Here is a 20,480-nt window from a genome sequence, read left to right on the forward strand (position 1 = left end):
CCGCGACGGGTCGCGGGTCAGCGGAAGATGGCCGCCCCGTTGCTGCTGTAGACCCTGTTCTTGGTGGCGTCCAGGAAGCCGATCGGATAGTGGTAGTTGATCGTGTCGCCGCGGTAGAAGAGGGATTCCTCGCCGTTGCGGACCGTCGTGTAGCCGAGGAAGACATAGGCGTCCTTCTGGACGAGTGCCGGGTAGATGCTGTCCCCCGCGTGCTTGCGCAGCCGCAGTTGCAGCCGGGTGTAGGGAGCGTGGTCCGCCTGCATCTTCGACTGGATGTCCACGGGCTGTCCCTGGGCGCGGGGCAGCAGCCATTGGAGCGCGGCGCGCTCTTCGGGATGGGGGTAGTAGCTGTCGTAGTACTGGCCGGCGTTGTCCAGGTTCAGCACCGGCGGATAGCCGCCGACGAGCTTCGGCAGGGCACCGGCGAGGTCGAGGAAGAGCACCAGCGTCACCGCGCACGCCAGCGGCGCGGCCCGCCGCCGCCCGGCCCACCGGCAGATCCACACGAGCCCGGCCGCGAGGAAGGGGGCGAAGATGACAAGACCCTGCTGGAAGGCGCGCAGCACGCCGTAGTCGACGGAGACCTGGGGCAGAACGGTGAGCAGGGCGATCACGGTGCCCGCTCCGACGGTCAGGGTGACCTGGTCGCGTGTCGGGCGGAACGCCTTGCGCCGCCCCCACACCGTCGTCACGAACCCGAGAAGCAGCAGCAGTTGGAGAAGCCCCGCGATGAACGCGCGGAAGCCGCTGTTGGCCGCGGCCACGTCGACACCGGTGTCCTTGAGGGCGTGGCCGGCCGGGGTGAGCGGCTGGAGGTGCTGGGGGACGACCGTCAGGGGGTAGCTGTCGACCACGCTCAACGGCACCAGGGCACCGCCCGGCCCGGCCTGTCGCCTCAGTTCCATGGCGTAGGTGCGGTACTCGTTCAGTCGCTGGGCGGGACTCACGCGTGCCCCGCCGATCAGGCTGTAGGACACGTCGGACGACCGGTTCCCCAGCTGCCCGCTCTGGAGATCGTGCACGGTCGTGCTGACCGTCGTCTGCAGTTGCCCGCCCGTGTGCGAGACGGGGCCGGCCCAGATGGCCGCGGCGGCCGCTGTCGCGACGACGATCCACCAGGTGACGAAGGCTCGCCGGGCGTCCCGCGGTGTTCGCCTCCTCAGCCGCGAGCCCAGCCGCCACAGCAGGTCGGTGACGAGCGCGATCACCAAGGTCACCACGATGATGTAGGTGGTGGAGTAGTGGGAGAGGACGATGCCGAGGGCCAGCACCGTGAACGCGATCCGCCGGGCGGCCACCGGGCGGCCGGTGTCGGTCAGCACCACCATGGCGCACCCGAGCAGCAGGAAGGCGATCTCCTGGCGGCCCAGGAACACCATGTCCGTGAAGAACGTCGGGAACATGATGAAGAAGACCGCCGACAGCAGCGCGACGATCTGCGGCGCGACGTTGCGCACCGAACGGTAGACCAGCGCCGGGGTGAAGGCGAACAGCAGGGGCAGCAGGACCTTGAAGACGTAGATGCCGGAGATCCCCGTCAGCCGGGCCAGCGACGTCGGCAGCAGGGTGATGCTCATGCAGGCGTTGTACGGGTCGCGGTAATCGGCGATGTTCCAGTGGTTGCCGGCGGCCGTCAGCTGGAAGATCTCGAACTCGTGCCGGATGTCGTGGCCGGTGACGTACCAGCCGCGCAGCGAGGTGAGGAGAAGGAGTCCCGCCGCCGCGCAGAACAGGCCCAGGACGATGACGGAGGACGAGTAGCGGCGGCGCCGCCACATCAGGAGGGCGAGCAGCAGCGCGCCGGCGACCATCGCGGTGAAGCTGACGGCCGAACCCGCCTGGTTGTTCAGCCGGATCGGGCCCGCGACGGACAGGAGGAGGGTGACGGCGCCGAGCGCCGACACCGGCAGGAGACCCGGCGGCAGGTTCCGGGTATGCCCCTCGCGCCACCGGGCGAGGCCGTCGGTCAGGCGCTCGGCGGGAGGATCCGCGGCGAGAGCGAGGACGGCGACGGCCAGCATGGAGGCGATCGCGAGGGGAACGCGGGCGAGCGGCTGTCCGATGCCGACGGCCGGCAGGGCGGTGTTCACCAGCAGGGCGACGACCATGGCGGTGAGGACGCTGAGGCCGACGGCGAGAAGCACCCGGCCGTCCCTGGTCGACACGAACCGGGCGGCGATGGCGTACCACAGCACTGTCGGTGCGCCGAGGAGGAGCCAGAGACCGGCGAACGCCAGCAGCCCGGTGGGAGCCCCGGGCAGCAGCTCGATGAGAGTGGCGAGCGCGGTGGAGCCGAGGAGCGCACGGCGGGCTGCCGCGCGTCCTGCCAAGATGCCGACGGCGGTCATGGTGAGCCCTTGGTGTTCTCGGAGCTGCCGGCTCCCAGGCGGAAGTGCAGCGACTCGGGGTGTCCGAGGAGCGCGACATGGACGACCTGGCCGCCCTGCCGCAGCGGAAGCCGCGTGATGGTCGACATGCGACCGCCCGGCCGCTCGGTGAGCGTGGTTGTGGCCGACGCCGTCGTACGACCGGTGGACGACTCCAGCCACACGCGGAGCCGGTCGGTCCCCTTGCTGTCACCGTGGCGGACGACCGAGACGGGGACGACGACCTGGGCGTGGGAGACGGCCGGCGCCGTGGTGAAGTACAGCTCGGTGTAGGAGCTCGGCAGCCGTGCGAACGATTCGCGCAGCTCACGGCGTGCGGCTGGAGTCACCAGGACGCCCACCACCGCGACGATCAGGACGAGCAGGGTGATGAGGACGGGGCGACGGCGACGCCGGCGTTCCGGGCGCACCTGGCCCGTGGGCGCCGCTTCCTGCTGCGACGGCTTCTTGAGGCTGTCGAGGAAGCTCATCTCGCCTTCTCCTTCTGAGCTCAGCTGCCGTCGCACCCCGGCGATCAACGCGGGGACGGTCCACGGACGTCATGCCGGCCGACGGCCCGCCGGCCGTTGAGGCCCGGCTCGGCCGGGAAGTCGGGGAGGCGGGGCGGCAGGGCCCGCGGGATGCTGGGCCCGACACGCTCCCTGCGCATGCAGCGGACCTTGCCCATGATGCGGAAGCAGTCGACGGCGTCGTGCCAGCTGATCTTCTTGCCCTCGGCGTGCGACCGGCTGTAGTAGCTCACCGGGACCTCGAAGGGGCGGACGCCGATGCGGAGCAGACACGCGGTGATCTCGGTGTCCAGTCCGAAGCCGCGCGCATGCAGGTGCAGCGAGCGGAAGAGCGACAGCGGAATCAGCTTCAGGCAGGTGTGCAGATCGGCCAGGTGCGCGTCGAAGAGGACGTTCGCCGCGAGCGTCATCAGCTCGTTTCCCAGGGCATAGCGGTAGGACTGGTAGACCGTGTTCTGCCCGAACAGCCGCGCCCCGTAGACGACGTCGCAGCGCCCCTGGATGACGGGTTCCACGAGCCGTGGGATGTCGTCCGGCGAGTACTCCAGGTCGGCGTCGAAGGGAAGGATGTGCGTTCCTGTGGCCAGCTTCCCGGCCGTGAGCAGGGCGGCGCCTTTGCCGAGGTTGCGGGGGTGCCGGTGGGTGATCACCAGGGGATGCGCGTGCTGGGCCAGCAGGAGCGGAGTGCGGTCACTGCTGCCGTCGTCGACGACGATCAGTTCCATCTCGCACGGATACTCGCGCGAGAGGACCGAATCGACCGCTGCGGCGATCGTTCTTTCCTCGTTGTACGCCGCCATCAGGACGGAGAGCTTCACCGGGCCGTCGCCGGACCACTTCCGGCCGCCGACGGGCGGGGGAACAGGGATGTCTGGTGCGCTCATCGCGAGGCCCTCCTCGGTTGAGCTCTCGACGACGCAAGCACGCTGCACCAGCTATGTACGCTTACGTCGTATACGTCCCCACTGTGCCCACCACATCTCTCGACGTCAAGAGCAAAAAACAGCGAAATCAGGCTAAATCAGGACAGGCGGGACAGCGCCTAGTCGATGACCGTCGCCCCGGCCACCGGCCCCGACGCCATGCGTACGCTCCGGCACGTGCCCGACGTGCGCAGGGCCTCCGCGACCTTCTCGGCAGCCGCCCCGTCCCGGACCAGGAACGCCGTCGTCGGGCCCGACCCCGACACCAGCCCCGTCAGCGCGCCCGCCGACCGGCCGGCCTCCAGGGTGTCCGCCAGTTCGGGGCAGAGGGACAGCGCGGCCGGCTGAAGGTCGTTGGTGACGGCAGCGGCCAGCGCGTCCGCGTCGCCCTTCGCCAAGGCGTCCAGGACCTGTTGCGAGGCCACCGGCCCGGGAATGTCCCGGCCCTGCGCCAGCCGGTCGAACTCGCGGAAGACCGCCGGCGTGGACAGCCCGCGCCCGGCCATCGCGAACACCCAGTGGAAGGTGCCGCCGACCCCCAGCGGCGCCAGCTTCTCGCCCCGTCCGGTGCCCAGCGCCGCACCGCCGGTCAGGCTGAACGGCACGTCGCTGCCCAGCTCGGCGCAGATGCCCAGCAGCTCCTCACGGGTGGCACCCGTGTTCCACAGCGCCTCACAGGCCAGCAGCGCGCCCGCGCCGTCCGCGCTGCCGCCCGCCATGCCGCCGGCGACGGGGATGTCCTTGGCGATGTGCAGATGGACGGCCGGCTCGATGCCGTACCGCGCCGCGAGCACCTCGGCCGCCCGGGCCGCGAGGTTCGTGCGGTCCAGCGGGACCTGCCCGGCGTCCGGGCCCGCGCAGGTCACCCGCAGCTCGTCGGCCTCGGTGACGGTGACCTCGTCGTACAGGCCGACGGCGAGGAAGACGTTGGCCAGGTCGTGGAAGCCGTCGGGGCGGGCGGCGCCGACGGCGAGCTGGACGTTGACCTTGGCGGGGACGCGGACGGTGACGCTCACTGCTGCACGGACTCCTCGTTCGGCGGCGCGGGGGCCGTTCCCCGCGATGACCCAGCCTCGGCGATGCGCGCGAACTCCTCGACGGTCAGCGCCTCCCCGCGCGCCTGCGGAGAGACGCCCGCGGCCACCAGGGCCGCCTCGGCGGCCGCCGCGGACCCGGCCCAGCCGGCGAGCGCCGCGCGCAGCGTCTTGCGGCGCTGGGCGAAGGCCGCGTCGACCACCGCGAAGACCTCCTGCCGGGAGGCCGTCGTCCTGATCGGCTCGGCGCGCCGGACCAGCGAGACCAGCCCGCTGTCGACGTTCGGCGCGGGCCAGAAGACATTGCGGCCGATGGCGCCGGCCCGCTTGACCTCGGCGTACCAGTTGGCCTTCACGGACGGCACGCCGTACACCTTGGAGCCGGGGCCCGCGGCGAGCCGGTCGGCGACCTCCGCCTGCACCATGACGAGGGTGCGCTCGATGCTCGGGAAGGTGTCGAGCATGTGCAGCAGGACCGGCACGGCCACGTTGTACGGCAGGTTCGCGACCAGCGCGGTGGGCGGCGGGCCGGGCAGCTCGGTGACGTGCATGGCGTCGGAGTGCACCAGCGCGAACCGCTCGGCGCGCTCCGGCATCCGGGCGGCGATCGTCGCGGGCAGCGCGGCCGCGAGCACGTCGTCGATCTCGACGGCCGTGACCCGGTCGGCGGCTTCCAGCAGCGCCAGGGTGAGGGAGCCGAGCCCCGGGCCGACCTCGACGACCACGTCGTCGGGCCGGACGCCGGCGGTGCGGACGATCCGGCGGACCGTGTTGGCGTCGATGACGAAGTTCTGTCCCCGCTGCTTGGTGGGACGGACGCCGAGGGCGCCCGCGAGTTCACGGATGTCGGCGGGGCCCAGCAGGGCGTCCGGGGTGGGGCTGCTCACGTGACAAGGGTACGGGGGCGCGCGGGGCGCGACGGCCGGGGCCGCTCAGCCGTGCAGCCGCGCCCCGCAGTGCGGCCAGGAGCTCGCCCCGCTGCGGGTGTACAGCTTCTTCGCCCGGTACGTCTGTTCGGCCGCGGGCGCGTCCTGCGGGCGGCCGGTGCCGCCGAGGGCGTGCCAGGTGTGGGTGTCGAACTGGTAGAGGCCGCCGTACGTCCCCGAAGGGTCCACGGCGTCGGGCCGGCCACCGGACTCGCAGACCGCGAGGGACTGCCAGTTCAGGTGGTCGGCGCCCTGGACGGAGGCCGGCAGCGCCCTGGTGCCCACCCGCACGATCTGGGTGCGCGGCCGGCGCACCACCTCGCTCTGCTCGCGCCGCGGCTTGAGCCGTACGCCGTTGACGGTCCGCACGGTGTACGTCACCCGGCGCAGGCCGGGGCGTCCCTGCTGCTCGACGACCTCCGTCCCCCGGAAGAGCGACGGGTCGTGGGTGCGCTGCTCCCGGAACGGGATCAGTTCCTCCCGCACCTCCTTGCTGCCCCTGATCCGCAGCACGGTGACGGTCTGCCCGTCGCGCGGGAAGCTGCCCGGCGCGACGGAGGTGGTGTCCTGGCCGCGCAGGGTGAAGCCGGCCTGCTCGACGGCCTCGCGCACGGTCGCCGCGTTGGTGCGGATGGTGCGGGTCTGCCCGTCCGCCATGACGGTCACGGCGCGTTCGGTGCGCACGTCGAGGGCGAGCCCGGCGCGTCCGATGCGCTGGGAGCGCGCGATGGACAGGTAGGCGCCCTCCGCGCGCACGCCGAGCTGTTCCAGCGCCCCCTGGACGGTGTGCGCGGTCGTCCACACCTCACGTGGCTGCCCGTCGATCGTGAGCCGCACGGGGCGCGCGTAGCGGACGGCGATTTCGTCGCCGTTCTCCAGGTGCGCGCCGCGTCCGGGCGCGACCACGTCGTGCGCCCCGGCCTCGATGCCCTCCTGGGCGAGCAGCTCGGTCACGTCGTCGGCGAAGGTGTGCAGGGTGCGCGGCCGGCCGCCGTCGACGCTCAGCTCGACGGCCTTGTCCTGGGCGACGAAGGCGGCGGTGCCGCCGGCGAGGAAGGCGACGACGAGGGCCTGCGGCAGCAGCCGGCGCACGGAGCCGTCCGCCCGCTCGGCGTACCGCGTTCTGCGCCGGCGAGCGGCCGGGCGGTGCGCCACCGTCCGGGGGGCGGACACGGGCGGTGGCGCCGCAGGCGGCTCGTACGCCTCGCCGTATCCCAGGGTCTCGGCCGTGCAGGGGTCGAAGGCGGGGTCCTGCGGCGGGTACGGCCGTCGCGGCCCGGCGTACCGCCACTGCGGCTGTTCCCCGGCGTCCTGCCGGGGCGGCTGGGGCTCCGTGTCCTCCCACTGCGGCTGCGGCTGATACGGCGAGTACTGCGGGTGCGCGTACGGGGATTTGTTCACGCCGCCACTCCTGGGTCCGAAGGGGTCCCGGTCGGGCCCAGAACCTAGCGGAGCCGCGCTCACTCTCCAAAGCGGCGCGGCTACGGAGGGTGGCGAACAGATGGTCAGTAACCGAAGGCCCTGGCGGTGTTCGCGCCGAGGGCGCCCGCCAGCTCGTCCTCCGAGATACCGCGTACGGCGGCCATCGCGCGCACGGTGACCGGCACGAGGTAGGGCGCGTTGGGCCGGCCGCGGTAGGGCACCGGCGTCAGGAAGGGCGCGTCGGTCTCCACGAGGACCAGCTCCAGCGGGGCCACGGCGAGGGCGTCGCGCAGGTTCTGGGCGTTCTTGAAGGTCACGTTGCCGGCGAACGACATGAAGTAGCCGGCGCTCGCGCAGACCCGCGCCATCTCGGCGTCACCGGAGTAGCAGTGGAAGACGGTCCGCTCGGGGGCGCCCTCCTCCTTCAGCACGCGCAGCACGTCCGCGTGGGCGTCGCGGTCGTGGATGACGAGGGTCTTGCCGTGCCGCTTGGCGATCTCGATGTGGGCGCGGAAGGACCGCTCCTGCGCCGCCTTGCCCTCCGGCCCGGTGCGGAAGTAGTCGAGGCCGGTCTCGCCGACCCCCTTGACCTGCGGCAGCGCGGCCAGCCGGTCGATCTCGGCGAGCGCCTCGTCCAGCGCCGCGTCACCGCCGGCCGCGCGGGCGCCCTGCCTCGACCAGCCGTCGGGGTCGCCGTGGACGATGCGCGGGGCTTCGTTCGGGTGCAGGGCGACGGTGGCGTGGACGGCGTCGTGCTGTGCCGCCGCCTCGGCCGCCCAGCGGGAGCCGGCCAGGTCGCAGCCGACCTGGACGACCGTGGTCACGCCCACACGGGCGGCCTTCGCGAGCGCCTCGGCCACGGTGCCGGACTGCATGTCGAGGTGGGTGTGGGAGTCGGCGACGGGGACCCGCAGGGGCTCCGGAAGGGGCGGCGCGGCGTTCTTGTCGCGCGGGTCGGCCGGGTCGGGGGCGTTCGCAGGCATGCCCCGATCCTACGAAAGGGGCATGCCGTCCGGTCCGGCCGCGGCGTCGCGTGCGCTCGGCTCGCCTCGCGGTGGAGGGCGTCGCGTGCGCTCAGCTCGCCTTGCGGTGGAGGTGGAGGGCGTGCAGAAGGTCGGACAGGTGCCAGTGCCGTCGCTCGGCGGTGACGTCCGGCGCGGCCGGTCCGTGCGCCGCGGGCACCTGCGGGACCTCCACGGGTCCGGCCGGCGGCACCCGGTGCATGTCGTGCGCGCCGCGGACGGAGGCCACGCGTCCGGGCCGCATGATGCGGATCACATGGCTCTCGCAGTTCTGGCACCGGGGCCGCTGCAGCGGCGAGGGCACGACGCGTCCGTCGGTGACGTACAGCACGAACTGGTGGCCGTCCGCGTCGGTGTGGTGCTCTATCTCGTACGCCTGCTCCCAGCCGGTGCCGCAGCGCATGCAGGCGAAGGAGTACGACTCGTGGACGACGGCCGTCGCGCCGTCGCGCAGGCCGGGCTGCCCGGTGATCTCACTCATGCCGGCTCCTGTTGTCCGCTGAACAGGGACGGGTGCGTCCCTTCATCCAGTGGACGCTTCCGCGACCGCGAACGCACGGGTGCTGTCGAGTGTTGGACCCGATTTGGAGCTTCCTTGCCGAAAGTGACCCGTTCGGTCCGTTTCGGCTTTGCCATCGGTGACGGCCGTTTACCCGGCCATGGGGCGCACGCTCAGCCGAGATGCGCCCTGCTCAGAGGGGGTATACGCCCCCTCGCCACGGGTTCACGCCCCGGCGCCGGCGGCCCCCGCGTTCTTCGCCGCCACCACCGCGTCGAACACCTGCCGCTTGGGCAGCCCGGCCTCGGCCGCGACCGCCGCGATCGCCTCCTTACGGCGCTCCCCGGCCTCCTCGCGCACGCGCACCCGGCGCACCAGCTCCTCGGCGCTCACCTCCTGCGCGCCCCGCTCGGGCGCCCCCTCCACGACGACGGTGATCTCCCCGCGCACCCCCTCGGCCGCCCACGCCGCCAGTTCGCCGAGCGGGCCGCGCTTGACCTCCTCGTAGGTCTTGGTCAGCTCCCGGCACACGGCCGCGCGCCGCTCGGCACCGAACACCTCGGCCATCGCGGCGAGGGTGTCGTCGAGCCGGTGGGGGGCCTCGAAGTACACCAGCGTGCGCCGCTCCTCGCCGACCTCCCGCAACCGGGACAGCCGCTCCCCCGCCTTGCGCGGCAGGAACCCCTCGAAGCAGAACCGGTCCACCGGCAGCCCCGAGAGCGCCAGCGCGGTCAGCACGGCGGACGGCCCGGGCACGGCGGTGACCTTGATGTCCTTCTCGACGGCCGCGGCGACCAGCCGGTAGCCCGGGTCGGACACGGACGGCATGCCCGCGTCGGTGACCAGCAGCACCCGCGCGCCGCCCACGAGTTCCTCGACCAGCTCCGGTGTGCGGGCGGACTCGTTGCCCTCGAAGTACGACACCACGCGCCCCTTGGGCGTCACACCGAGCGCCTGGGTCAGGCGCCTGAGCCGACGGGTGTCCTCGGCGGCGACGACGTCCGCCCCGGACAGTTCCTCCGCGAGCCGGGGAGGGGCGTCCGCGATGTCGCCGATGGGGGTGCCCGCCAAAACAAGGGTTCCAGTCACGCCCCCATCCTCCCAGGACGCGCCGCGAGGGACCGCATCCCGGCCATGCACGGGACTCACACAGCGCGGTTCCCTACGATGGCGCGGTGACCAGTACCGCGTCCTCCACGGACACCCGGCAGGACCGGGCACCGCACGACCAGCGGCCGTCGTGGCAGCAGCGGCTGCGCCGTTTCGGCCACGCGGAACGGCCCACCGCCGACGTACACGACCGGCTGGTGCCTCCGTACGCCGCGCCGAGCCCGCGGCTGTGGCAGGTGCTGGGCGTACCGCCGGTGATGGCCGGCCGGATCCGCCGGTGGTCCGGCTGGGGCGGTCCGCTGCTGGTGACGCTGATGGCGGGCGTGATGCGGTTCTGGAACCTGGGCAGCCCGAAGGCGGTGATATTCGACGAGACGTACTACGCCAAGGACGCCTGGGCGCTCGTCCACCGCGGTTTCGAGGTCAACTGGGACAAGAACGCCAACGACCTGATCCTGTCGGCGAACGGCCACGTCCCGATCCCGACGGACCCCGCCTACGTCGTGCATCCGCCGGTCGGCAAGTACGTCATCGGGCTCGGCGAGCTGATCTTCGGCTTCGACCCGTTCGGCTGGCGGTTCATGACGGCGCTGCTCGGCACACTCAGCGTGCTGATGCTGTGCCGGATCGGCCGCCGGCTGTTCCGCTCCACGTTCCTCGGCTGCCTGGCGGGCGCGCTGATGGCCGTGGACGGGCTGCACTTCGTGATGAGCCGCACCTCGCTGCTGGACGGGGTGCTGATGTTCTTCGTGCTGGCGGCGTTCGGCTGCCTGGTGGTCGACCGGGACAGAGCGCGGGAGCGGCTGGCCGCGGCGCTGCCCGTGGACGCCGACGGCCGGGTGCGCCCGCACGCGCACACCGCCGACACGACGGGTCTCGGCCTGCGCCCCTGGCGCTGGCTGGCCGGGCTGATGCTGGGCCTGGCGATCGGCACCAAGTGGAACGGCCTGTACGTGCTGGTGGCGTTCTGCGTGATGACGGTGCTGTGGGACGTCGGCTCCCGCAAGGTGGCGGGCGCCCGCCACCCGTACGCGGCCGTGTTCAAGCACGATCTGGGGCTGGCGTTCGTGGCGACGGTGCCGGTGGCGGTCGTCACCTACCTCGCCTCCTGGCTCGGCTGGATCCTCTCCCCCACCGACGGCACGGGCGGCTACTACCGCAACTGGGCCGCCACCGACGGCAGGCACAGCAGCTGGTCGTGGCTGTTCCCGGACTGGTGGCGCAGCCTGTGGCACTACGAGCACGAGGTGTACGAGTTCCACCTCAACCTGCACTCGCCGCACACGTACCAGTCCAATCCCTGGAGCTGGATCGTCCTGGGCCGCCCGGTGTCGTACTTCTACGAGTCCCCGGCGCCCGGCAAGGACGGCTGCCCGGCGGACGCGGGCGAGAAGTGCGCGCGGGAGGTCCTGGCGATCGGCACGCCGCTGCTGTGGTGGGTGGCCTGCTTCGCGCTCCTGTACGTGCTGTGGCGCTGGTTCTTCCGCCGCGACTGGCGGGCGGGCGCGATCGCCTGCGGCGTCGCGGCCGGCTACCTGCCGTGGTTCCTGTACCAGGAGCGCACGATCTTCCTCTTCTACGCCGTCGTCTTCGTGCCGTTCCTGTGCCTGGCGGTGGCGATGCTGCTCGGCGCGATCGTCGGCTCGCCCGGCGCGAGCGACACCCGCCGCGTCGCGGGCGCGACGAGCGCGGGCGTCCTGGTCCTCCTGATCGCCTGGAACTTCATCTATTTCTGGCCCCTGTTCACCGGCACGGCCATCCCGATCGACCAGTGGCGGTCGCGGATGTGGCTGGATACGTGGGTATGACACGGATTGACTGAGCGCTTCCCGTCTCTCTTCGGACAACTTCTGGAAACAGACGCCCCACCGGGCCCGCGGTCCGCATACAGTGCGGGACGACACGGTCTTTGAACACGTTCAATTACGCGTGGACGAGGGCTCCAAGGGGAGACACGGGGAGGGACGCGGGATGCGTTCGGGGGTGAAGGCCGGCATCGTGACCGCGGTGCTGGTCACCATGGTGGGCGGAGCGGGGTACGGGGCCTACAACGTCGTCTCGGCGCTCAGCGACACCGGCGGGAGCGGGACGAGCGGCCCGGCGCCGGTGAAGAGCGGTCCGCCGAGCAGTGACGAGGTGCGCGAGACCACGCGGAACTTCTTCGCTGCCTGGGAGAAGGGGCGGGCGGCCGAGGCGGCGTCGTACACCAACAACACGGGGAAGGCGGAGCCGCTGCTGACCTCCTACGGCCAGGCGGCCCACATCACCGGGGTGCGGATCACGCCGGGTGCGGCGAGCGGCGCGACCGTGCCGTTCACGGTGAAGGCAACGGTGTCGTTCGGCGGCAGGAGCAAGCCGCTGGACTACAGCAGCCGGCTCACCGTCGTGCGCGGGCTGACCACCGGGCGGGCGCTGGTGGACTGGCAGCCGTCCGTGGTGCACCCACAGCTCACCGGCATGGACGACCTCCTGGTCACCGGCGAGGCGGCCGCACCGCCGGTCGAGGCGGTGGACCGCGACGGCGCTGTCCTGACCAAGGAGAAGTACCCCTCGCTCGGCCCGATCCTGGACGAACTGCGCGCCAAGTACGGCGACAGGGCGGGCGGCACCCCGGGCGTCGAGCTCAGCATCCACCACGCCGACGCCGGCACCGCCGACACCACCCTCCTCACGCTCGCCGAGGGCAGGGCGGGCAAGCTGGCGACCACGCTGAGCGCCCGTGCGCAGGCCGCCGCCGAGACGGCGGTGCGCAACTACGCCGAGTCCTCGGTGGTCGCGGTCAAGGCGAGCACCGGCGAGGTGCTGGCCGTCGCCAATCACCGCGGCGACGGCTTCAACGCCGCCTTCCTCGGCAAGCTGGCGCCCGGCTCCACGATGAAGATCGTCACCGCTGCCACCCTCATCGACAACGGTCTGACCACCGCGAACGGACCGGCGCCCTGCCCCGACGACGCCCTGTGGGAGGGCCAGACCTTCCACAACCTCAAGGGCATGAAGGCGCAGCCCGAGGCCACGCTCGCGGACAGCTTCGCCCGCTCCTGCAACACCGCCTTCATCAAGTACGTGAAGCAGCTGAAGAACGAGTCGCTGAACCAGGAGGCCACCGAGCGCTTCGGCCTCGGTCGGGACGACTGGCAGACCGGCATCCCCTCCTTCGACGGCTCCGTCCCGGCCGTGGAGGGCCCCGACAAGGCGGCCGGCCTCATCGGCCAGGGCCAGGTGCAGATGAGCCCGCTGAACATGGCCTCCGTCACGGCGACCGCGATGACGGGCTCCTTCCACCAGCCGGTGCTCGTGCCGCAGAGCCTGGACGACCGTGAACTGGCCCACGCCCGTGGCCTGTCGCCGGACACCGTCCGCCAGCTGCGCGCCATGATGAACCGCACCGCGACCAGCGGCACCGCCGCCCGCGCGATGGCCGGGCTGAGCGGCCGGATCGGCGCCAAGACCGGCTCGGCGGAGGTCGACGGGCAGGCGAGGTCCAACAGCTGGTTCACCGGCTACCGGGGCGATGTCGCGGCGGCGGCGATGACCCAGGAGGGCGGACACGGCGGCGACGCGGCCGGGCCGATTGTCGCAAGCGTGCTACGGGTGGGCGGCTGACGTCACCCGCGCAGGACGGGACTCTAGGCTGGTCGCCGTCGTTGGGATGGGTGAGGGCGACGAGGGCAGGGGGACCAGGGGCCTGGAGGCGTCCTGGGCAACGCGCGGAGGAACAGGGAGCAGTGGGCAAGAGACGACGCGTCGCCGAGCGACGCAGAACCGGGCCCGCCGTGGTCGGCGGGATGATCGCCGTGGTCGTCGGCGGCGCCGGGATCGGCGCGTACGCGCTGTACGGGGGCGGGGCGGCGGCGGAGGACAACACGGCGACGCAGGCGGCGGCCCACAAGAAGGCCGTGAAGACCGGTCCGCTGTCCGCGGCCGAGGTCACCACCACCGCCCGGACCTTCCTGACGTCCTGGCAGCAGGGCCGTCTGCCCCAGGCGGCGGCCGCCACCTCCGACGCCGCGGCCGCGACCGCCCTGCTGACCGGCTACACCAAGGACGCCCACATCCAGGGCGTCACCCTGAGCGCGGGCGCGCCGCAGGGCGCCAAGGTGCCGTTCACCGTCAAGGGCACGGTGTCCTACCAGGGCGTCAGCAAGCCGCTCGCCTACAGCAGCGCGCTCACCGTGGTGCGCCGCGCCGAGGACGGCAAGCCCTACGTCGACTGGCACGCCTCCGTCGTCCACCCCGGCCTGTCGGACGGCGACACCCTGGTCACCGGCGAGTCGGGCACGCCACCGGTGAAGGCGCTGGACCGCGCGGGCGGCGAGATCACCGCGGCGAAGTACCCGTCGCTGGGCTCGGTGCTGGACGGGCTGCGCGAGAAGTACGGCAAGAAGGCCGGCGGCAAGGCCGGCATCGAGCTGCGGGTCGTGCGGGGCAAGGCCTCGAAGGCGAAGAAGCTCTCCGACAAGACACTGCTGGAGCTGCGCAAGGGCACGCCCGGCACGGTGAAGACGACACTCAGCCCGCGGCTGCAGGCGGCGGCCGAGCAGCAGGTGGCCAAGCGTGCGCGGGCCTCGGTGGTCGTGCTGCGCCCCTCGACCGGTGAGATCCTCGCCGTCGCCAACAACGGCCACGGGTTCGACACCGCGCTGCAGGGTTCGCTCGCGCCCGGCTCCACGATGAAAATCATCACCTCGTCGCTGCTGCTCGACAAGGGCCTGGCCGCCGTGGACAAGCAGCATCCCTGTCCGAAGTACTTCTCCTACGGCGGCTGGAAGTTCCAGAACGACGACGAGTTCGAGATCAAGAACGGCTCGTTCAAGGCGAGCTTCGCCCGCTCCTGCAACACGGCCTTCATCAGCCAGGCGCCCAAGCTGAGCAACGACGACCTGACGAAGCAGGCGCAGCAGGTGTTCGGTCTGTCGATGAACAACTGGTCGCTCGGTGTGCCGTCCTTCGACGGTGCGGTGCCGGTGCAGTCGGCGGCGCAGAAGGCGGCCTCGCTGATCGGCCAGGGCGGGGTGCGGATGAATCCGCTGAACATGGCCTCGGTCGCGGCGACCGTGCGGTCCGGCTCCTTCCACCAGCCCTATCTGGTCTCCCCGGACGTGGACGGCCGCAGCCTCGCCCACGCCTCGCGCACCCTGTCGCCGTCGACGCTGGCGCAGCTGCGGGAGCTGATGCGGTACACGGCGGCGGCCGGTACGGCGGCCGAGGCGATGTCCGGGCTCGGCCCGGACTACGGCGCCAAGACGGGCTCGGCGGAGGTCGACGGCCAGGACAAGCCGAACGGCTGGTTCACGGCGTACAAGGGCGATCTGGCGGCGGCCGGTGTGGTGCAGGCGGGCGGTCACGGCGGTGACACGGCCGGGCCGATCGTGGCGGCGCTGCTGAAGATGGGCTGAGCGCCCACCCCACCGCACGGGCAGCGGCCCCGAGGGGAATCAGACGGTGGCCAGATAAGTGCGCCGCAGGAAGCGGAGCAGCGTCTTCGTCTCGAACTGGACGACGGAGACGCCCCGCGCGGAGTGGAACTCCACGACGGCTCCGACCCGCCCGCACGGCCACACCCGGACCTCGCCGGTGCCGGCCGGGGCGCGCAGTCCCTGTTCGAGCAGGGTGCGGGAGAAGGTCCATTCATCGGTGCCGGGCAGGCCGACGCGCACCGAGCGCGGGTCGGCCTCGGGGTCGTAGCGCAGGACCACCGGTATCGCCGTGTCCTCTGCGGCGTCCGTGTCCGTGACGATGTGGGCTCGTGCGTACTGCTCGACTACGGACATCGGACGGCCCCTTACAGTCAGTGACCTATATGAAAGCTGTACATCCGCTTCCCTTACCAATGTCCCACATGAGGCGGCTCACGCCCTGTTGAGCGCCATCTCACATCTGACGTGACCGCCCCGAGACGACCAGTGACTCGCTCTTGCAAGTCGTTCGCATTAAGCCACTATCATCGAACGGTGCACGTACCTGACGGATTCATCAACGCCCCGGTCTCCGCCGCGACCGGCGTCGTCGCCGCCGGCGCGATAGCCGTGAGCCTGCGCGGCGCCCGCCGTGAACTGGACGAACGCACCGCGCCGCTGGCCGGCCTGGTCGCCGCGTTCATCTTCGCGGTGCAGATGCTGAACTTCCCCGTGGCGGCCGGCACCAGCGGCCATCTGCTGGGCGGAGGACTCGCCGCGATCCTCGTCGGCCCCTGCACCGGCGTGCTGTGCGTGTCGGTCGTCCTGCTCATGCAGGGCATCCTGTTCGCCGACGGCGGCCTGACCGCGCTCGGCGTGAACATCACCGACATGGCGATCGTCACGACCGTCGTCGCCTACGCCCTCTTCCGCGGCCTGGTGAAGGTACTGCCCCGCAGGCGCCGCTCGGTCACCGTCGCCTCCTTCGTCGCCGCGCTGCTGTCGGTGCCGGCCGCCGCGGTCGCCTTCACCGCGATCTACGCCCTCGGCGGCACCACCGACGTATCCCTGACCAAGGTCGCCACCGCGATGATCGGCGTGCACGTCCTCATCGGCATCGGCGAGGCCGCGATCACCGCGCTGACCGTCTCCGCCGTCATCGCCGTACGCCCGGACCTCGTGTACGGGGCGCGTGGGCTCCAGCGGCGGCTGAAGCTCAAGGTGAACGGGGAGCTGGTGGACGCCCCGACACCGGTCACCGTGCCCGCCGCGGCGCGCACCTCGCGGCGCAAGGTGTGGATCACCGGACTGGTCACCTCCCTCGTCAGCGCCGGTTTCGTGAGCTTCTACGCCTCCGCCAGCCCCGACGGGCTGGAGAAGGTCGCGCACGACCAGGGCATCGCCCACAAGGCCGAGCCGCACGCCTCCGACGACTCGCCGCTCGCCGGCTACGGCGTGAAGGACATCAGCGACGCCCGGCTGTCCGGCGGTCTCGCCGGTGTGATCGGGGTGGGTGTGACGGTCGTCGCGGGCAGCGCGGTGTTCTGGGCCGTGCGCCGGCGCCGCAGCGACGACGTGTCGCCGGCGTCGACGACCGTGGAGAACGTCTGACATGGGCGCCGGGCACGCTCACCGGCTCTACCGGCACGGGCACACGCCGGTGCACGCGCTGCCGCCGCACACCAAGCTGGCCGCCACGTTCGCCTTCGTGGTCGTCGTCGTCTCGACGCCGCGCGAGGCGATGTGGGCGTTCGCCCTGTACGCCGTCCTGCTCGGCGTGGTCGCGTACCAGGCGCGCGTGAGCGCGGGATTCCTGTTGAAACGGCTGCTGATCGAGGTGCCGTTCGTCGCGTTCGCGGTGCTCATGCCGTTCGTGGCGGAGGGCGAGCGGGTCGACGTCCTCGGTCTGTCGCTGAGCGTCAACGGCCTGTGGGGGGCGTGGAACGTGCTCGCCAAGGGCACGCTCGGCGTCGCCGCGTCCGTCCTGCTCGCCGCCACGACCGAGCTGCGCGAGCTGCTGCTCGGCCTGCAGCGCCTGAAGCTGCCGCCGCTGCTGGTGCAGATCGCGTCCTTCATGATCCGCTACGGCGATGTCATCACCGACGAGATGCGGCGCATGCGCATCGCCCGCGAGTCCCGCGGCTTCGAGGCCAGCGGCGTGCGGCACTGGGGGGTGCTGGCGAAGTCGGCGGGCGCGCTGTTCATCCGCTCCTACGAGCGCGGCGAGCGCGTCCACCTGGCGATGGTCAGCCGCGGATATGCCGGTTCCATGCCGGTGATCGACGAGGTGACCGCCTCGCGGGCGCAGTGGCGGCGCGCCCTCGCCCTCCCCTGTTCGGCCCTGGTCGTCTGTCTGCTGGGATGGTTCCTGTGACACCTTCACTGGACGTGGCCGGACTGGCCTTCGCGTACCCCGACGGGCACCAGGCCCTGTTCGGCGTGGACTTCACCCTCGCGCGCGGCGAGCGAGTCGCGCTGCTCGGGCCGAACGGCGCCGGCAAGACGACCCTCGTGCTGCACCTCAACGGCATCCTGTCCGGCGGGGCGGGCACCGTGAAGGTCGCCGGACTGCCCGTCGGCAAGCGGAACATGGCTCAGATCCGCCGCAAGGTCGGCATCGTCTTCCAGGACCCCGACGACCAGCTGTTCATGCCGACGGTCCGCGAGGACGTCGCCTTCGGGCCGGCCGCCGCCGGGCTGAAGGGCGCCGAGCTGGAGGAGCGGGTGGACCGGGCGCTGGAGCGGGTCGGCATGCTCGCCTTCAAGGACCGCCCGCCGCACCATCTGTCCTTCGGTCAGCGCCGCCGGGTCGCGGTGGCGACCGTGCTCGCCATGGAGCCGGAGATCCTCGTCCTGGACGAGCCGTCCTCCAACCTCGACCCCGCCTCCCGCCGGGAGCTGGCCGACATCCTGCGCTCCCTGGAGGTGACGGTGCTGATGGTCACCCACGACCTCCCTTACGCCCTGGAGCTGTGCCCGCGCTCGATGATCCTCAGCGACGGCGTGATCGCGGCGGACGGCAGGACGGCCGAGCTGCTCGCCGACGAGGAGCTGATGCGCGCCCACCGCCTGGAGCTGCCCTTCGGCTTCGACCCGCGCTCGGTGACGACGGGCGCGTGACGCGCCACGCCGGGGACGTCCGCACGAGGAGGGGTGATGACCGCTGAGGCGGCGCCGCACGCCGGGTGCCTGGCATGCGACCTGATGACCGGCAGGGCCCACCTGCCGGGCGGCACGCTGCTGCGCAGCGGCTGCTGGGTGGTCGAGCACTGCGTCGGCCCGCTCGGCCTGGGGACCGTCGTGGTCAAACCGGCCCGGCACGTGACCCATGTCGCCGAGCTGACCGCCCGGGAGTCCGGCGAGCTGGGACCCCTGCTGCAGCGGGTGAGCGCCGCGGTCACCGAGGTCGTCGCCCCGGAACAGGTCTATGTGTGCCTCTGGTCGCACGCCGGCGGCGTCCCCGGCCATCTGCACTTCGTCGTGCAGCCCGTGCGCGGGGAGGACGTGAGCCGGTACGACGCCTTCGGGCCGGCGCTGCAGGTGGCCATGGGGCGAGCCGGGCACCTGCCCGGGACGGCGGAAGTGGAGCGGGTCTGCGAGGAGCTGAGGGCGGCTCTCGCCTGACGCCCCGGCGGGCCGTCACCCGCGGACACCCTCCCCGGCAACATCGGTATAACGATCCTTACCGGGGTGCGGGGCAAAGGAATCGCAGGTCGCCCACCGGCGTTACCCGCTGTGTCGCAGGCGATTCGAAGGGGAAGTGCGGACGTGGACGTGCACGGAGCGGTGGCCGAGGGCTTCGAGCCGGTCAGGGAGGCGTTCGCCCGTAACTTCACGGCGCTCGGGGAGAAGGGCGCCGCGGTGACCGTCTACCGGGACGGGCACAAGGTCGTCGACCTGTGGGGCGGCACCCGGGACGTCGACGGCTCAGAGCCCTGGGAGAAGGGCACCGCGCAGATCGTGCGCTCGGCCACCAAGGGCGTCGCCGCGGCCGTCCTCCTGCTGCTGCACCAGCGCGGCGAGCTGGACCTGGACGCGCCGGTCGGCGCCTACTGGCCCGAGTACAAGGCCGCCGGCAAGGAGCGCACCCTGGTGCGGCACCTGCTCGCGCACCGGGCCGGCGTCCCCGTCCTGGACCGCCCACTGACCCCGGCCGAGGCCGCCGACCCGGACCTCGCCGCGGCGGCCGTCGCCGCGCAGACGCCGGTGTGGGAGCCGGGCACCGAGCACGGCTACCACGCCCACACCTACAGCTGGCTCACGGGCGAGCTGGTGCGGCGCGTCACCGGGCGGACGATCGGCGAGTGGATCGCGGGCGAGATCGCGGAACCGGTGCGCGCGGACTTCTGGCTGGGGCTGCCGGAGAGCGCCCACGCGCGTGTGGGCCGCGTCGGGCGCGTCACGGCACCCGAGGCGGGCGGGCTGAAGACCCGCCCCAAGCGCGCGGTCGCCGACGCCTACGCCGACCCCGCATCGTTGACCCTGCGCGCCTTCGGCGCGATCAGCCCCGCGCCCGACGAGAACGACCCCGCCTATCACGCGGCCGCCCTGCCGGGCTCCACCGGCATCGCCACCGCTGACGGCCTGGCCCGCGTCTACGCCTCGCTGATCGGCGAGGTCGACGGCGGGATGCGGCTGTTCACGCCGGAGACGGTGGACCTGGCGCGCGGCGAGCAGTCGGCAGGCCCGGACCGGGTGCTGGTCGTGAACACCCGTTTCGGGCTCGGCTACATGCTGCACGGCAGCGCCTCGCCGCTGCTCGCCGACGGCTCCTTCGGCCACCCCGGCCGCGGGGGCGCCCTCGGCTTCGCCGACCCCGCCTCGGGCATCGCCTTCGGCTACGTCACCAACGGGTTCCGGCAGAGCGTGACGGCGGACCCGAGGGCGCAGGCGCTGGTGCGGGCGGTGCGCGGCGCGCTCGCCTGACCGGCCGCTCCCCGGCGCGGGGGCTCACACGTGGATCGGGTGCGACGTGCGGCCGGACGCGTCGTCGATCTCGTCGTGCGCCTTCGTCAGCAGCCGCATGGCCAGCTCGTTCAGCGCCCGCGCACCGGCGATCTCCTCCCCGACGCGCGGCTGATGGGAGTCCGTGCGGTGGCGGGTGGCGCTGCCGTGGGCCCGCACTTCCGAGCCGTCGGGCAGCCGCACCAGTGCCACCGCGCGCGTGTGCTGGTCGTCCTCGAGGAACTCCAGCTCCACGTGCCATCCCACAGTGGTGTGCATGGTCATGATGATCACCTCCGGGACATCTG

General features: G+C 72.2%; 19 protein-coding genes. 8 read left to right on the forward strand and 11 right to left on the reverse strand.

The window, feature by feature from the left end; genetic code table 11:
- Positions 1 to 17: 17 nt before the first annotated feature.
- From ACF1GV_RS24130 to rsmI, 9 genes are all read right to left on the reverse strand, one after another.
- Positions 18 to 2,348, reverse strand: coding sequence for a hypothetical protein (locus tag ACF1GV_RS24130; RefSeq protein ID WP_391684403.1), 2,331 nt, complete (start codon positions 2,346 to 2,348; stop codon positions 18 to 20).
- Positions 2,345 to 2,857 carry a hypothetical protein gene (locus tag ACF1GV_RS24135; protein WP_391684405.1) on the reverse strand — a complete coding sequence of 171 codons (513 nt, stop codon included), beginning with the start codon at positions 2,855 to 2,857 and terminating at the stop codon, positions 2,345 to 2,347. Before ACF1GV_RS24135 ends, ACF1GV_RS24130 begins: the two co-directional genes overlap by 4 nt.
- 44 nt (positions 2,858 to 2,901) lie before the next feature.
- Entirely contained in the window at positions 2,902 to 3,780 is an 879-nt protein-coding gene (locus tag ACF1GV_RS24140; protein ID WP_391684407.1) for a glycosyltransferase family 2 protein, read from the reverse strand.
- A gap of 158 nt (positions 3,781 to 3,938) precedes the next feature.
- Complete coding sequence (locus ACF1GV_RS24145; protein WP_391684409.1) at positions 3,939 to 4,835, reverse strand: 4-(cytidine 5'-diphospho)-2-C-methyl-D-erythritol kinase; 897 nt, start codon at positions 4,833 to 4,835, stop codon at positions 3,939 to 3,941.
- The gene (gene rsmA, locus ACF1GV_RS24150) at positions 4,832 to 5,740 is read right to left on the reverse strand and encodes a 16S rRNA (adenine(1518)-N(6)/adenine(1519)-N(6))-dimethyltransferase RsmA (protein WP_391684411.1); all 909 of its coding nucleotides are present in this window, start codon (positions 5,738 to 5,740) and stop codon (positions 4,832 to 4,834) included. Before rsmA ends, ACF1GV_RS24145 begins: the two co-directional genes overlap by 4 nt.
- Positions 5,741 to 5,785: 45 nt before the next feature.
- On the reverse strand, positions 5,786 to 7,180 hold the full coding sequence (locus ACF1GV_RS24155) for a ubiquitin-like domain-containing protein (protein WP_391684413.1): 1,395 nt from the start codon (positions 7,178 to 7,180) through the stop codon (positions 5,786 to 5,788).
- Positions 7,181 to 7,284: 104 nt separating this feature from the next.
- Complete coding sequence (locus ACF1GV_RS24160) at positions 7,285 to 8,184, reverse strand: TatD family hydrolase (RefSeq protein WP_391684415.1); 900 nt, start codon at positions 8,182 to 8,184, stop codon at positions 7,285 to 7,287.
- A 91-nt stretch (positions 8,185 to 8,275) separates the two neighbouring features.
- Complete coding sequence (locus tag ACF1GV_RS24165) at positions 8,276 to 8,704, reverse strand: hypothetical protein (RefSeq protein ID WP_391684418.1); 429 nt, start codon at positions 8,702 to 8,704, stop codon at positions 8,276 to 8,278.
- A 243-nt stretch (positions 8,705 to 8,947) separates the two neighbouring features.
- Positions 8,948 to 9,811: a 16S rRNA (cytidine(1402)-2'-O)-methyltransferase gene (gene rsmI / locus ACF1GV_RS24170; RefSeq protein ID WP_391684420.1), complete on the reverse strand. Its 864-nt coding sequence runs from the start codon at positions 9,809 to 9,811 to the stop codon at positions 8,948 to 8,950.
- 86 nt (positions 9,812 to 9,897) lie between these two features.
- Here rsmI and ACF1GV_RS24175 point away from each other — a divergent pair, with 86 nt between their 5' ends.
- The 3 genes from ACF1GV_RS24175 to ACF1GV_RS24185 all read left to right on the forward strand — a co-directional run bounded on the left by ACF1GV_RS24175 (position 9,898) and on the right by ACF1GV_RS24185 (position 15,228).
- Positions 9,898 to 11,640 (forward strand): dolichyl-phosphate-mannose--protein mannosyltransferase, encoded by a 1,743-nt coding sequence (locus ACF1GV_RS24175; RefSeq protein ID WP_391684423.1) that lies wholly within the window; start codon positions 9,898 to 9,900, stop codon positions 11,638 to 11,640.
- A 163-nt stretch (positions 11,641 to 11,803) separates the two neighbouring features.
- Positions 11,804 to 13,435, forward strand: coding sequence for a penicillin-binding transpeptidase domain-containing protein (locus ACF1GV_RS24180; RefSeq protein WP_391684425.1), 1,632 nt, complete (start codon positions 11,804 to 11,806; stop codon positions 13,433 to 13,435).
- A gap of 122 nt (positions 13,436 to 13,557) precedes the next feature.
- Positions 13,558 to 15,228, forward strand: coding sequence for a penicillin-binding transpeptidase domain-containing protein (locus ACF1GV_RS24185; protein WP_391684428.1), 1,671 nt, complete (start codon positions 13,558 to 13,560; stop codon positions 15,226 to 15,228).
- A gap of 39 nt (positions 15,229 to 15,267) precedes the next feature.
- Here ACF1GV_RS24185 and ACF1GV_RS24190 read toward each other — a convergent pair whose 3' ends face one another.
- Complete coding sequence (locus ACF1GV_RS24190) at positions 15,268 to 15,603, reverse strand: SsgA family sporulation/cell division regulator (protein ID WP_391684430.1); 336 nt, start codon at positions 15,601 to 15,603, stop codon at positions 15,268 to 15,270.
- Positions 15,604 to 15,783: 180 nt separating this feature from the next.
- Between ACF1GV_RS24190 and ACF1GV_RS24195 the strand changes: the two genes are divergently transcribed.
- The 5 genes from ACF1GV_RS24195 (at position 15,784) to ACF1GV_RS24215 (ending at position 20,154) form a co-directional block, all read left to right on the forward strand.
- Entirely contained in the window at positions 15,784 to 16,839 is a 1,056-nt protein-coding gene (locus ACF1GV_RS24195; protein WP_391684432.1) for an energy-coupling factor ABC transporter permease, read from the forward strand.
- A 1-nt stretch (position 16,840) separates the two neighbouring features.
- The gene (gene cbiQ / locus ACF1GV_RS24200) at positions 16,841 to 17,602 is read left to right on the forward strand and encodes a cobalt ECF transporter T component CbiQ (RefSeq protein WP_391684434.1); all 762 of its coding nucleotides are present in this window, start codon (positions 16,841 to 16,843) and stop codon (positions 17,600 to 17,602) included.
- Complete coding sequence (locus ACF1GV_RS24205) at positions 17,590 to 18,348, forward strand: energy-coupling factor ABC transporter ATP-binding protein (RefSeq protein ID WP_391684436.1); 759 nt, start codon at positions 17,590 to 17,592, stop codon at positions 18,346 to 18,348. The genes cbiQ and ACF1GV_RS24205 overlap by 13 nt, the downstream gene beginning before the upstream one ends.
- Positions 18,349 to 18,384: 36 nt before the next feature.
- Positions 18,385 to 18,852 carry an HIT family protein gene (locus tag ACF1GV_RS24210; RefSeq protein WP_391684439.1) on the forward strand — a complete coding sequence of 156 codons (468 nt, stop codon included), beginning with the start codon at positions 18,385 to 18,387 and terminating at the stop codon, positions 18,850 to 18,852.
- A 144-nt stretch (positions 18,853 to 18,996) separates the two neighbouring features.
- Positions 18,997 to 20,154 (forward strand): serine hydrolase domain-containing protein, encoded by a 1,158-nt coding sequence (locus tag ACF1GV_RS24215; protein ID WP_391684442.1) that lies wholly within the window; start codon positions 18,997 to 18,999, stop codon positions 20,152 to 20,154.
- Between the two features lie 24 nt (positions 20,155 to 20,178).
- On the opposite strand, the gene ACF1GV_RS24220 is transcribed toward ACF1GV_RS24215, so the two are convergent.
- Positions 20,179 to 20,457, reverse strand: coding sequence for a DUF1876 domain-containing protein (locus ACF1GV_RS24220; RefSeq protein WP_363263387.1), 279 nt, complete (start codon positions 20,455 to 20,457; stop codon positions 20,179 to 20,181).
- Positions 20,458 to 20,480: the final 23 nt, after the last annotated feature.

The sequence above is a fragment of the Streptomyces sp. NPDC014006 genome, from assembly GCF_043088925.1.
Lineage (GTDB): Bacteria > Actinomycetota > Actinomycetes > Streptomycetales > Streptomycetaceae > Streptomyces.

Excerpts from the sequence above, each read along its gene's own strand:
- cbiQ (WP_391684434.1), top strand. The coding sequence starts at position 16,841 with ATGGGCGCCGGGCACGCTCACCGGCTCTACCGGCACGGGCACACGCCG.
- ACF1GV_RS24130 (WP_391684403.1), bottom strand. The coding sequence starts at position 2,348 with ATGACCGCCGTCGGCATCTTGGCAGGACGCGCGGCAGCCCGCCGTGCG.
- ACF1GV_RS24190 (WP_391684430.1), bottom strand. The coding sequence starts at position 15,603 with ATGTCCGTAGTCGAGCAGTACGCACGAGCCCACATCGTCACGGACACG.
- ACF1GV_RS24160 (WP_391684415.1), bottom strand. The coding sequence starts at position 8,184 with ATGCCTGCGAACGCCCCCGACCCGGCCGACCCGCGCGACAAGAACGCC.
- ACF1GV_RS24220 (WP_363263387.1), bottom strand. The coding sequence starts at position 20,457 with ATGACCATGCACACCACTGTGGGATGGCACGTGGAGCTGGAGTTCCTC.
- ACF1GV_RS24180 (WP_391684425.1), top strand. The coding sequence starts at position 11,804 with ATGCGTTCGGGGGTGAAGGCCGGCATCGTGACCGCGGTGCTGGTCACC.
- ACF1GV_RS24210 (WP_391684439.1), top strand. The coding sequence starts at position 18,385 with ATGACCGCTGAGGCGGCGCCGCACGCCGGGTGCCTGGCATGCGACCTG.
- ACF1GV_RS24165 (WP_391684418.1), bottom strand. The coding sequence starts at position 8,704 with ATGAGTGAGATCACCGGGCAGCCCGGCCTGCGCGACGGCGCGACGGCC.
- ACF1GV_RS24135 (WP_391684405.1), bottom strand. The coding sequence starts at position 2,857 with ATGAGCTTCCTCGACAGCCTCAAGAAGCCGTCGCAGCAGGAAGCGGCG.
- ACF1GV_RS24140 (WP_391684407.1), bottom strand. The coding sequence starts at position 3,780 with ATGAGCGCACCAGACATCCCTGTTCCCCCGCCCGTCGGCGGCCGGAAG.
- ACF1GV_RS24205 (WP_391684436.1), top strand. The coding sequence starts at position 17,590 with ATGGTTCCTGTGACACCTTCACTGGACGTGGCCGGACTGGCCTTCGCG.